Origin of the sequence: Streptomyces longispororuber (genome assembly GCF_024448165.1) — a bacterium.
GTDB classification, from domain to species: Bacteria; Actinomycetota; Actinomycetes; order Streptomycetales; family Streptomycetaceae; genus Streptomyces; species Streptomyces longispororuber_A.
The window spans coordinates 23,049-35,262 of the sequence record NZ_JAMOLN010000011.1; the positions used below are offsets into that span (position 1 = coordinate 23,049).

General features: G+C 72.8%; 12 protein-coding genes. 7 read left to right on the top strand and 5 right to left on the bottom strand.

The window, feature by feature from the left end:
- Positions 1-5 precede the first annotated feature (5 nt).
- Both M4J07_RS05145 and M4J07_RS05150 read left to right on the top strand, forming a co-directional pair.
- Positions 6-1,070, top strand: a complete 1,065-nt coding sequence (locus tag M4J07_RS05145; protein WP_255967759.1) for a hypothetical protein — start codon at positions 6-8, stop codon at positions 1,068-1,070.
- A 27-nt stretch (positions 1,071-1,097) separates the two neighbouring features.
- Positions 1,098-2,201 (top strand): phosphotransferase family protein, encoded by a 1,104-nt coding sequence (locus M4J07_RS05150; RefSeq protein WP_255967651.1) that lies wholly within the window; start codon positions 1,098-1,100, stop codon positions 2,199-2,201.
- 9 nt (positions 2,202-2,210) lie between these two features.
- On the opposite strand, the gene M4J07_RS05155 is transcribed toward M4J07_RS05150, so the two are convergent.
- Entirely contained in the window at positions 2,211-2,654 is a 444-nt protein-coding gene (locus tag M4J07_RS05155) for a hypothetical protein (RefSeq protein ID WP_255967653.1), read from the bottom strand.
- A 246-nt stretch (positions 2,655-2,900) separates the two neighbouring features.
- On the opposite strand from M4J07_RS05155, the gene M4J07_RS05160 reads away from it, so the two are divergent.
- From M4J07_RS05160 to fxsA, 4 genes are all read left to right on the top strand, one after another.
- On the top strand, positions 2,901-3,341 hold the full coding sequence (locus M4J07_RS05160; protein ID WP_018534770.1) for an Lrp/AsnC family transcriptional regulator: 441 nt from the start codon (positions 2,901-2,903) through the stop codon (positions 3,339-3,341).
- Between the two features lie 104 nt (positions 3,342-3,445).
- Positions 3,446-5,059, top strand: a complete 1,614-nt coding sequence (locus M4J07_RS05165) for an amidohydrolase (protein WP_255967656.1) — start codon at positions 3,446-3,448, stop codon at positions 5,057-5,059.
- 510 nt (positions 5,060-5,569) lie between these two features.
- Entirely contained in the window at positions 5,570-6,355 is a 786-nt protein-coding gene (locus M4J07_RS05170; RefSeq protein WP_255967667.1) for a polyprenol monophosphomannose synthase, read from the top strand.
- Between the two features lie 46 nt (positions 6,356-6,401).
- Positions 6,402-6,983 (top strand): FxsA family membrane protein, encoded by a 582-nt coding sequence (fxsA, locus tag M4J07_RS05175; RefSeq protein ID WP_255967669.1) that lies wholly within the window; start codon positions 6,402-6,404, stop codon positions 6,981-6,983.
- A 109-nt stretch (positions 6,984-7,092) separates the two neighbouring features.
- On the opposite strand, the gene M4J07_RS05180 is transcribed toward fxsA, so the two are convergent.
- The 4 genes from M4J07_RS05180 to yczE form a co-directional block, all read right to left on the bottom strand.
- A complete protein-coding gene (locus M4J07_RS05180) occupies positions 7,093-7,467 on the bottom strand; it encodes an RNA polymerase-binding protein RbpA (RefSeq protein ID WP_003977404.1) in 375 nt (124 codons plus the stop codon).
- Between the two features lie 254 nt (positions 7,468-7,721).
- Positions 7,722-9,077 (bottom strand): MFS transporter, encoded by a 1,356-nt coding sequence (locus M4J07_RS05185; RefSeq protein ID WP_255967671.1) that lies wholly within the window; start codon positions 9,075-9,077, stop codon positions 7,722-7,724.
- Between the two features lie 43 nt (positions 9,078-9,120).
- Positions 9,121-9,888, bottom strand: a complete 768-nt coding sequence (locus M4J07_RS05190) for a glycerophosphodiester phosphodiesterase (RefSeq protein ID WP_255967673.1) — start codon at positions 9,886-9,888, stop codon at positions 9,121-9,123.
- Complete coding sequence (gene yczE, locus M4J07_RS05195) at positions 9,885-10,574, bottom strand: membrane protein YczE (RefSeq protein WP_255967675.1); 690 nt, start codon at positions 10,572-10,574, stop codon at positions 9,885-9,887. Before yczE ends, M4J07_RS05190 begins: the two co-directional genes overlap by 4 nt.
- Before the next feature lie 137 nt (positions 10,575-10,711).
- Here yczE and M4J07_RS05200 point away from each other — a divergent pair, with 137 nt between their 5' ends.
- On the top strand, positions 10,712-12,211 hold the full coding sequence (locus tag M4J07_RS05200; protein WP_255967677.1) for an SCO1417 family MocR-like transcription factor: 1,500 nt from the start codon (positions 10,712-10,714) through the stop codon (positions 12,209-12,211).
- Positions 12,212-12,214: the final 3 nt, after the last annotated feature.

Below are 12,214 nucleotides of genomic sequence, written 5' to 3' on the forward strand. Positions count from 1 at the left end.
TGTCGATGAAGCACGTCGCGACGAGCGACCGCAACGCCTACGACCGCTGCATCTTCCACCTCTTCGACCCGGCCGGAGAGTTCCTCCTCATCCTCGGCCTGGGCGTCTACCCGAACCTCGGCGTGATCGACGCCTACGCCACCCTGCGCGTCGGCGACACCCTGCACGCCGCCCGCGCCTCGGACGCCCTGAGCGACGACAGCCGTACGCGGATGGAGGCCGGCCCGCTCCGCATCCACGTCGAGCGCCCGCTGAAGGACTTCGTCCTGACCTGCGCCGCCGACCCGGACGACCCCGACGGACTCGCGTACGAGATCCACTGGAGCGCCGACTTCCCCGCCCTGTGGGAACCGCACCACACCCAGCGCAGGGGCGGGCGCCTCATCTTGGAGGGCAAGCGGTTCGTGCAGGCGGGGCGGTGCGACGGCCGGCTGCGCATCGGCGGCCGGGAGATCGAGGTGAGCGGCTGGACCGGGACCCGGGACCGGAGCTGGGGGGTGCGGCCGGTGCCCGGCGAGGAGGGCGGCCGCCTCGCCCAGGAGCACCCGACCGAGGGCTTCCACTGGATCTGGGCGCCGGTCCGCTTCGACGACCGCTTCCTGATGGTCGTCACCCAGGAGGACGCCGACGGCTTCCGCACCCTCAACGACGCCACGCTCGTCCGCGAGGGCCACCGCGACCGCCAACTCGGCTGGCCCCGGGCCGACATCACCTACCGCCCCGGCACCCGCCACCCCGAGAGCGCGGTCATCCACCTGACCGATCCGGCCGACGGCAAACCGCTCGAACTCGGCGTGGAGATCCTCGCCTCCTCGCCCCTCGCGGTCGGCGCCGGCTATCCGCCGGCCGACGACTGGCAGCACGGCACCTGGCAGGGCCACGGCTGGACCGACCGCCGCAGCTACGACCTCTCCGACCCCTCGGCGCATCCCCTGGCCGCGTACGGAGTCATCGACCACGCGGCCCGCTTCACCCTCGACGGGCAGGTCGGGCACGGCATCTTCGAGCACGGCAGCTTCGGCCGCCACGACCCGAGCGGCTTCACCGGCTTCGGCTCCGTGGCGCCCTGACCGCCGCTCACGGAAGGGGAGTCACTGATGGCGACAGCACCACGCCCCCGCACCAGCACCCGCGAGCCCGAGGAGATCGCCCAGCGGCTCACCGCCTGGCTGGGCCGCACGCTGCCCGGCGCGAAGGCGGTCGACGTCACCGTGCCCGAGTCCAACGGCATGTCGAGCGAGACCCTCCTCTTCGACATCGAGCACCCCCGGGCACCCGTGCGCGCCTGCGCGTTGCGGCTCGCCGCCGACCCGTCCGCGTACACCATCTTCCCCGTCTACGACATGCCGCGGCAGTACCGCACGATGCGCCTGGCCGCCGAGCGCACCGGCATCCCGGTGCCGCGCGTGCTGTGGTTGGAGGAGGACCACGGACCGCTCGGCGCGCCCTTCTTCGTCATGGAGCGGGTGGCCGGCCGGGTGCCGCCCGACGTCATGCCGTACACGTACGAGGGCAACTGGCTGCACGCCGCGACCGACGCCGAACGGGAGCGACTGGAGGGCGCGAGCATCGGCGTCCTCGCCCGGCTGCACGACGGCGTGCCGGCGGCCGAGGCGGACTTCCTCGCGCTGCCGGGCGACGGCAGCCCGCTGCGCCGCCACGTCGAGGCCCAACGCGCCTACTACGCCTGGGTCGTCGACCGCCGCCCGCGCTCGCCGCTCATCGAGAGCGCCTTCGACCGGCTGGAGGAACTCTGGCCGCGCGACGAGGGCGACGCCGTCCTCAACTGGGGAGACGCCCGGATCGGCAACATCATCTACGACGGCTTCGCGCCGGCCGCCGTCCTCGACTGGGAGATGGCGGCGCTCGCCCCGCGCGAGGTCGACCTCGGCTGGACCGTCTATCTGCACCGCTTCTTCCAGGACCTGACCGAGAGTTTCGGCCAGAGCGGCCTGCCGGACTTCCTGCGCCGCGACCGCGTCGAGGCCCGCTACGCCGAACTCACCGGCCACACCCCGCGCGACATGGACTTCCACACGCTCTACGCGGCCCTGCGGCACGCCGTCGTCATGCTCCGGGTCGCCTACCGCCAGGCGCACTTCGGCGAGGTCGCCGTGCCGGCGGATCCGGACACACTGATCCTGCACCACGGCAGCCTGCGGGCCATGGTGCAGGGCAGTTACTGGGACGACCTGGCCTGAGCGGCCGGGTCAGGCGGCGCGGCGGGAGGGCTGCTCCGGCACCCGGAAGGGGCGCGAGGCGGGGCCGCCGACGTGCGAGAAGGGCTGGGTGCGCCAGTCGAGTCCCTGAGGGAGCGTCAACAGCAGCGAGGTGTCCTGCTCCTGAGCGCCCGTCACCTCGTCGGCGGGCCGGGCGTCATCGGCCGAGCGGCCGGTGCCCGCGCACACGGTCAGCCCGAACGGGTTCCAGGGCGTGGCGCACAGCGCGTGCTCGGGCAGCACGTCCTCGTCCGCCAGGAGCGCGATCGGCTGGGCGCAGTCCGGGCAGATCACCCGGTACATCTCGAAGGTGTCGTACGCGTCGGTGTCGTCCCCGTCGAAGGCGTCGGGTTCGACGCCCTCCGGCTGGGGCTCGACGACCGTCTGCTTGCGGGTACGCGCGGCAGGGCGTCCGGGACGCTTCACACTCTGCATGGGATTCTCCCCCTCGGGTGGGCCGGCCGCGGATGTCCATGGGGTGCGGCCTCGACCACAGCAAGCACTTCCCGCCCCGTCCTCGGGGTAATCGCCGCATGCCGGTGGACACGGCCCGAAGGGTGTGGCGTTCGTCACATGCCGATTGCAGGTGCCGGGGACGCGGTAGGCGTAACGCCCGCATCCTGCCTTCTCCCGCGTCGCTCAGGTATCCGGGGGGATCAAGGGACCGGTAGGTTCGACGCCATGGAGGAGCTCGACCGACAGATTGTGCAGCTGCTCGTCAAGGACGGGCGGATGAGCTACACCGACCTGGGCAAGGCCACGGGCCTGTCCACGTCGGCCGTGCACCAGCGGGTGCGCCGCCTCGAGCAGCGCGGCGTGATCCGTGGCTACGCCGCGGTCGTCGACCCCGAGGCGGTCGGCCTGCCGCTCACCGCGTTCATCTCGGTGAAGCCGTTCGACCCGAGCGCCCCCGACGACATCGCGGAACGCCTCGCGGGCGTCCCCGAGATCGAGGCGTGCCACAGCGTGGCGGGCGACGAGAACTACATCCTGAAGGTGCGGGTCGAGACCCCGCACGAACTGGAGAACCTCCTGGCCCGGGTCCGCTCCCTGGCCGGCGTCTCGACCCGCACGACGGTGGTCCTCTCCACCCCGTACGAGGCCCGCCCGCCGCGCATCTGATCACCGGGCGCCTGCCCGCGGCCCGGGCGCGGTGATTCCGGCGTCCGGCGACAAAAGGGACCCCGGCCACGGGGCGGCGGTCGGGGCACGGGAAACTGGTCAGCATGAGCACGCCCCCCAGCACCCGTACCGTCCTCCTGCGACGCGGCGAGGTCCACAGCCCCGCCGACCCCTTCGCCACCGCCATGGTCGTGGAGGCAGGACACGTCGCCTGGGTCGGCTCGGAAGGCGCGGCGGACGCGTTCGCGGACGGCGTGGACGAAGTCGTCGACCTCGACGGGGCCCTGGTCACCCCGGCGTTCACCGACGCCCACGTGCACACCACGTCGACCGGCCTGGCCCTCACCGGACTCGACCTCACGACCGCGCGCACCCCGGCCGAAGCCCTCGCCCTCGTACGGAACCACGCCGCGTCCCGCCCCACCGACGGAGTCCTCCTCGGGCACGGCTGGGACGCCGCCCGCTGGCCCGGCCACCAGCCCCTCACCCGTACCCAGCTCGACGAGGCCACCGGCGGCCGCCCGGTCTACCTCTCCCGGATCGACGTGCACTCCGCCGCCGTGAGCACGGCCCTCCTCGACCTCGTCCCCGGCGTCACCTCCCGCCCCGGGTACGACCCCGAGGGCCCCCTCACCCGCGACGCCCACCACGCCGTCCGCGCGGCGGCCCTCGCCGCGGTCGGCCCGCAGCAGCGCGTCGAGGCCCAGCGCGCGGCCCTGCGGCACGCCGCCTCCCTCGGCATCGGCTCCGTCCACGAGTGCGGCGGCCCCGACATCTCCTCCGAGGACGACTTCACCGGCCTCCTCGACCTCGCCCGCTCCGAGCCCGGCCCCCGCGTCATCGGCTACTGGGCCGACCGCGACATCGAGCGCGCCCGCGCCCTCGGTGCGCTCGGCGCCGCGGGCGACCTCTTCGTTGACGGCTCCCTCGGCTCCCACACGGCCTGTCTGCACGCGCCGTACGCCGACGCCCCGCACACCGGCACCGGCTACCTGACCGCGGAGGAGGTCGCCGCCCACGTCACCGCGTGCACGGAGGCGGGTCTGCAGGCCGGGTTCCACGCCATCGGGGACGCCGCCGTGACCGCGGTGGTCGACGGGATGCGCGCCGCCGCCGAGAAGGTCGGCCTGGCCCGCGTCCGCGCGGCCCGGCACCGCGTCGAGCACGCCGAGATGCTCACCCCCGAAACCGTCGCCGCCTTCGCCGAGTTCGGCCTCACGGCCTCCGTGCAGCCCGCGTTCGACGCGCTCTGGGGCGGCGAGGACGGCATGTACGCCGACCGGCTCGGGGCCGAGCGGGCGCGCACCCTCAACCCGTACGCCGCCCTCCTGAAGGCCGGTGTACCGCTCGCCTTCGGCTCCGACAGCCCGGTCACCCCGCTCGACCCGTGGGGCACCGTCCGCGCCGCCGCCTTCCACCGGACCCCCGAACACCGGGTCTCCGTCCGCGCCGCGTTCACCGCCCACACCCGCGGCGGCTGGCGCGCCGTCGGCCGCGACGACGCCGGCATCCTCGTCCCCGGCGCCCCCGCCGACTACGCCGTGTGGCGCACGGACGAGCTGATCGTGCAGGCGCCGGACGACCGCGTGGCCCGCTGGTCGACCGACCCGCGCTCCGGGACCCCGGGCCTGCCGGACCTCACGCCGGGCGCCCAACTCCCCGTCTGCCTAAGGACGGTGGTCTTCGGACAGACGGTCTTCGTACGGCCGGACGAGTGATGTACCGGGGCGGCGCGCACCGGATCCGGGACCCGCACCGTCCCGTACGACCTGCGAATCCTCCGCCCTGACCAGGCCAGTTCACGAAGAGCCCCAGGTCAAACGACTGTTGACAGAACGCGGCGGTCGACGGGTAGGTTCGGCCGGGTCCACCACCTCCAGGCACGACCGGGGAAGTCCACGCAGTCGTCGAACGCAGCTGGGTCAGGGGGTGGTGCGCCGCACCGGCGCACCACCGCTGGGAGCCAGGCCCAGCGCCCGCGCCACGGGGCGCTGGAACGTTCCGGCCGGCCGTGCCAGGTGCGACCCGGGTGGGGCCCGGGCGTTCAGTAGACAACGGCTTTCGGTCGACCCGCAGCCAGCGGGCCCCAGGTCGGCCCGAAGGACGCCCGGCCCCGATCCGCAGTACCCCGTGCCCCCTCACCCGCCTACAGCAGGGCGCCTTATCGGCGTGAACTGCCGTGCTCGCTATGGTGGTCCCCTTGTGCACGGAAGTTATAAGGGGAAGCTGTGAGCGACGGCGGTGGGCGGAAGTTCGGCCCTCTGGGTACGGCCTTGGTGATCATTCCGACCTATGACGAGGCGGAGAACATCACGTCCATCGTGGGCCGCGTCCGGGCGGCCGTGCCCGAGGCGCACGTGCTGGTCGCCGACGACAACAGCCCCGACGGCACGGGCAAGCTCGCCGACGAGCTGGCCGCGGCCGACGAGCAGGTGCACGTCCTGCACCGCACCGGCAAGGAAGGGCTCGGCGCCGCCTACCTCGCGGGCTTCGCCTGGGGCATGGAGCACGACTACGGCGTGCTGATCGAGATGGACGCCGACGGCTCCCACCAGCCGGAGGAGCTGCCCCGGCTGCTCACCGCGCTCAAGGGCGCCGACCTGGTGCTCGGATCGCGCTGGGTGCCGGGCGGCCGGGTCGTGAACTGGCCCAAGTCCCGCGAGTTCCTCTCCCGCGGCGGCTCCACCTACTCACGCCTCCTCCTGGACGTCCCGATCCGCGACGTCACCGGCGGCTTCCGCGCCTTCCGCCGCGAGACCCTGGAAGGACTGGGGCTCGGCGAGGTCGCCTCCCAGGGCTACTGCTTCCAGGTCGACCTCGCCCGCCGCGCCGTCAAGGCCGGCTATCACGTGGTCGAGGTCCCCATCACCTTCGTCGAGCGCGAGCTGGGCGACTCCAAGATGAGCAAGGACATCGTCGTGGAGGCCCTGTGGCGGGTCACCACGTGGGGCGTGGGGGAGCGGGTCGGCAAGGTCCTCGGCCGCCGGCCCGACGACCGCCGTGAGCGAACCTGATCCCCTGCTTACGCCACGTGGACGCGCTCCCAGGCACACTGGAGGCATGACCACTGGCACTCCGCCCCGCAAGCCTTCCGGCACCCGGCGATCCCGGGTCCGCACGTTCCTCCCGCTCGGCGTCGCCGCCTGGGTGGTCCTGGAGATCTGGCTGCTCACCATGGTGGCGGGAGCGGTCGGCGGGTTCACGCTCTTCCTGATCCTGCTGGCCGGCATCGTGCTCGGCGCCGTCGTGATCAAGGCGGCGGGCCGCCGGGCCTTCCAGAGCCTCAGCGAGACGCTGCAGCGGCAGCAGACGGGCTCCCTGACGCCCGGTGAGCCGGGCCGGCAGGGCAATGGCCTGCTGATGCTCGCGGGGCTGCTCCTGATGATCCCCGGGCTGATCTCGGACGCCCTGGGCCTGCTCCTGCTCGTCCCGCCGCTGCGCACGGCCCTGAGCCGGTACACGGAGCGGGCCATCGAGCGGAAGATGAGCACGCCGTCCCGGGGCACGTTCGCCGACGCGTTCCAGCAGGCCCGGATGCACCGCCCCGACGGCACGGTGATCCAGGGCGAGGTGATCCGGGAGGACGAGCGTCCGGGCGGCCACCGGGACGACTCGGACCCGCGCCCGCCGATCATGCCGTGACGGTCGCGACGATCATGCCGTGACGATTCAGCACAAACGGCTGGGGGCCGGACACACGATGTGTGTCCGGCCCCCAGCCGTTTCGCTCACTGCTCTAGCCCCGCAGGGGTCATGCGGACTTGCGGCTGTCCCTCGGGTGGACCGCGATGTTCATCGCGCCCGAGCGCAGCACCGCCAGGCGCTCCTCAAGGACCTCTTCGAGCTCCTCGCGGGTGCGCCGCTCCATCAGCATGTCCCAATGCGTACGGGCGGGCTTGGCCTTCTTCTCCTCAGGGCCGTCGCCGTCCACGAGAAGTGCCTGGGCCCCGCAGACCTTGCACTCCCACTCCGGCGGAATTTCGGCCTCCACCGAGAAGGGCATCTCAAAGCGGTGCCCCTTCTCGCATGCGTACTCCACGGCCTGGCGCGGGGCCAGGTCGATGCCGCGGTCCGTCTCGTAGCTGGTCACTACGAGGCGCGTACCGCGAAGAGCTCGCTCACTCATGAATCGTGCCTCCCGGGCTTGTCGCCCACAGGACAGGTGTCGCTGTCGTCGTCATCCGGTCAACGTCCGGTCGGCGGTAAAGATTCCCGTTCCGGGTCATGCGTCGCCGTCGTAGCCGCCCCTTGTTGTACCCACCAGCGCCCGGTTTGTCACATCTGACACTAGATGTCACCTAGCGTTTCGCACCCTTGACGTGCAGTAACGGTACGCCTGGCAGGCCAACCGCGTACACTACCGGCCTTTGCCTTCAGGTGCTAAATCCGGGTGGGTACGGGATTCCCCGCGTCGCGGACCGCCTGCTGCACAGGTACCCGCGCGAGCAGGACGAAACCGATCACGAAGAAGGCCACCAGGGACACGATGGCGTCCCGATAGCTCCCGGTCAGCTGGTACGCGAGCCCGAACACCAGGGGCCCCACCCAGCTCATGCCGCGGTCGCTCGTCTCGTACGCGGAGAAGTACTCGGCCTCCTTTCCGGACGGCACGAGATGCGAGAAGAGCGAGCGGGACAGCGCCTGGGTGCCGCCCAGGACGAGTCCGATCGCGGCCGCCAGGAGGAAGAACCACACCGGAGCGCCCGCCGGGAGGAAATAGCCGGCGCCGATCGTCACCGTCCACGCGACGAGCGAGCCCAGGATCGTCCGCTTGGCGCCGTACGTGCGCGCCAGCCGCCCCATCGCCAGGGCGCCCGCCACCGCCAGGACCTGGACGAGCAGCACCGCGACGATGAGCGTCGACTGGCCGAGGCCCAGCTCCTCCGAGCCGTACACGGACGCCTGCGAGATCACCGTCTGCACGCCGTCGTTGTAGACGAGGTAGGCCAGGAGGAAGGAGAGCGTGAGCGGATGCCTGCGCATGTCCTTCACGGTGGCCACCAACTGGCGCAGCCCCGGCGCCGTACCGCTCGGCGCGGACGACGAGCGCCGGTCGCGCAGGCGGCGTAGCGGCACCAGGGTGAACGCACCCCACCACACGCCCGCCGACGCCAGACAGATGCGCACGGCCGTCGACTCCGAGACCCCGAAGGTGTCGTGGGACGAGTACAGCACCAGATTCGCCACGAGGACGAGGGCGCCCGACGCGTAGCCGAAGGCCCAGCCGCGCGAGGACACCGCGTCCCGCTCCTCCGGCGGCGCGATCTGCGGCAGGTACGAGTTGTAGAGAACCATCGAGACGGCGAGCGAGGCGTTCGCGATCACCAGGAGCGCTCCGCCGAGCAGGTACCGCTCGCCGTCCAGGAAGAACATGCCCGCCGTGGCGCCCGCGCCTATGTAGGCGGAGAGCGCGAGGAGCGGTTTCTTGCGGCCCGTACGGTCGGCGGCCGCGCCCGCGATCGGCATCACGAAGACCGACAGCAGCACCGACAGCGAGACCGTGTACGCGAAGAAGGAGCCCGCACGGACCGGGATGCCCAGCGGGTGCACGAAGCCGTCCGGGTCCGCCGCGGCCTTGGCGACCGAGGTCAGGTACGGGCCGAGGAACACCGTCAGGACGCTCGTCGAATAGACCGAGCACGCCCAGTCGTAGAAATACCAGCCGCGCTGTTCGCGCCTGCGCTCGGCCAGGGCGGTCGCGCCCGTCGGCGTCTCCCGCGCGGTGTCGGTGCCCACCCGTGTCCCCTTGAAGTCCCCGTGGTCCGGCGCCGCGACGGCGTCAGACCCAGGTTCCCCGGTCCTTGAGGACGTCGCGCAGCGTCTCGATGTGATCGGAAACTATGCCATCGACGCCCAGGTCGAGAAGACGTCTCATCTCGGCTTCGTCGTTCACCGTCCACACGTGGACCTGAAGCCCGCGCGCGTGGGCGGCCCGCACGAAGCGGTGGTCGACCACCGGGACACCGGACCGGGCCACCGGCACCTGGGCGCACACCGCGGAGCGGCGCAGTGCCGCGGGCAGCCCCCACGACCGCAGCCGCAGGCCGAGCACGCCCTTGGTGCCGTACGACGTGGCGAGGCGCGGCCCGCCGAGTGCCTGGGCCCGGGCGACCCTCGCCTCCGAGAACGAGCCGACGCAGACCCGGTCCCACGCGCGCGTGCGGCGGATCAGGTCGAGGAGGGGGAGCAGCGCGGGCTCCGCCTTGACGTCCACGTTCCAGCGCACGTCGGGGAAGGTCTCCAGCAGCTCTTCCAGGAGCGGGACGGGTTCACTGCCCGCCACGCGCGCGTGGCGCACGTCCTGCCACGGGAGGTCGGCGATCAGACCGTGCCCGTCCGTGACCCGGTCGAGCGTCGCGTCGTGGAAGGCGACGAGCTGTCCGTCGCTCGTCGCGTGCACGTCCGTCTCGATGTAGCGGTAGCCGAGGTCCACGGCGCGGCGGAAGGCGGCGACGGTGTTCTCCAGGCCGTCCGCCGCCCCGCCGCGATGGGCGAGGGCGAGCGGCCCGGGATGGTCGAGATAGGGGTGGCGTACGCGATCGGTCACGGTCGAAGTATCGCCCCGCCCGATGACGAGCCGGCGACCACGGTGGAGCCGGCGGGCGGCGCGGGGAGGGCGAAGACGCGCAGGAAGAACTGGGCCAGCGGGCCGATCGCCAGCGCGTACAGGACCGTGCCCACGCCGATCGTGCCGCCGAGGACGAAGCCGGTCGCCACCACGGCGACCTCGATGACCGTGCGCATCAGGCGGATCGAGCGGCCGGTGCGCTGGTGCAGGCCGGTCATGAGGCCGTCGCGCGGACCCGGGCCGAACTTCGCCGCGATGTACAGGCCGGTCGCCACGCCGTTGAGCACGATCGCGACCGCCATCAGCGGGATGCGCACCCCGTAGGCGTGCACGTCGGGGACCGCGGCGAGCGCGCCGTCCATCGCCAGGCCGACCACGAAGACGTTCGAGACCGTGCCGAGGCCGGGGCGCTGGCGCAGCGGGATCCACAGCAGCAGCACGATCGCACCGACGATGATCGAGACGACGCCGATGGAGATCCCGGTCAGCTCGGCAAGTCCCTGGTGCAGCACGCCCCACGGTTCCAGGCCGAGCCCCGCCTCCACGAGCAGCGCCGAACTGACGCCGTACAGCGCAAGCCCCGCGTAGAGCTGGACGAGCCGGCGGACGAGTGAGCCGCCGGGAGAACCGGATGCCCCGGATGCCCCGGATGACGCGGACGGCACGGGCGATCCGGACGGCACGGACGACGACGCGGACAAGAGGTGCCCCCCTGGTGGTGGTAGTGGCCTGACGCATGACACTCTGTGGCTCGGAACAAGGCGCCAACCATGGCCAATTCCGGGAAGGTGGACTGGACTGCATGGCCCAGTGGACTTCGGCGATCGGCTCGGCGCAGCTGGCCCGCCTGCTCACCTCGCAGCAGCCGCGCCCCGCGGGCCCCGGCACTCGCCGCCCGCCCGCCTACCGCGCGCTCGCCGACGGCATCCGGCTGCTCGTGCTGGAGGGTCGCGTCCCGGTGGCCACCCGGCTGCCCGCCGAGCGGGAACTCGCCCAGGCGCTCTCGGTGAGCCGCACCACCGTCGCCGCCGCCTACGAGGCGCTGCGCGGCGAGGGGTTCCTGGAGTCCCGCAGGGGAGCGGGCAGTTGGACCGCCGTGCCGGCCGGGAACCCGCTGCCGGCCCGCGGCCTCGAACCGCTGCCCCCCGAGGCCCTCGGCTCGATGATCGACCTGGGCACCGCGGCCCTGCCCGCCCCCGAACCCTGGCTGACCCGTGCCGTCCAGGGCGCCCTGGAGGAACTGCCGCCGTACGCCCACACGCACGGCGACTACCCGGCGGGCCTGCCCGCGCTGCGCACGATGATCGCCGAGCGCTACACCGCCCACGGCATCCCCACCATGCCTGAACAGATCATGGTCACGACCGGCGCGATGGGAGCCATCGACGCGATCTGTCACCTCTTCGCGGGCCGCGGCGAGCGGGTCGCCGTCGAATCGCCCAGCTACGCCAACATCCTCCAGCTGATGCGCGAGGCCGGTCTGCGGCTCGTCCCGGTCGCGATGGCCGACGGCCTGGGCGCCTGGGACCTCGACCGCTGGCGGCAGGTCCTGCGGGACGCCGCGCCCCGGCTCGCGTACGTCGTCGCCGACTTCCACAATCCGACCGGGGCGCTCGCCGACGAGGAGCAGCGCCGTTCGCTGGTGGACGCGGCGCGCTCGGCCGGCACCGTGCTCGTCGTCGACGAGACCATGACCGAGCTGCACTTCGACCGGGACCTCGCGATGCCGCGCCGCGTCTGCGCCTTCGACCCGGCGGGCTCCACGGTCATCACCGTGGGCTCGGCCAGCAAGGCGTTCTGGGCGGGGATGCGGATCGGCTGGGTGCGGGCCGCGCCCGACGTGATCCGCAGCCTCGTCGCCGCGCGCGCCTACGCGGACCTCGGCACCCCGGTCCTGGAACAGCTCGCCGTCAACTGGCTGCTCAACTCGGGGGGCTGGGAGCAGGCCGTGGAGCTGCGCCGGGGGCAGGCGCGGGAGAACCGGGACGCCCTGGTGACGGCGGTGCGCCGGGAGCTTCCCGAGTGGGAGTTCGACGTCCCCGAAGGCGGACTCACCCTGTGGGTCAAGGCCGGCGGGCTGTCCGGCTCACGGCTCGCCGAGGTGGGCGAGCGGGTCGGGGTGCGCGTCCCGTCCGGTCCCCGGTTCGGCGTCGACGGCGCCTTCGAGGGGTACGTGCGACTGCCGTTCACGGTGGGCGGCGCGGTCGCCGACGAGGCGGCGGCCCGGCTCGCGGCGGCGGCCCGGCTGGTGCGCGACGGCCAGGGTGCGGGCGGGGACGTGCCGCGCACCCTGATCGCCTGACGC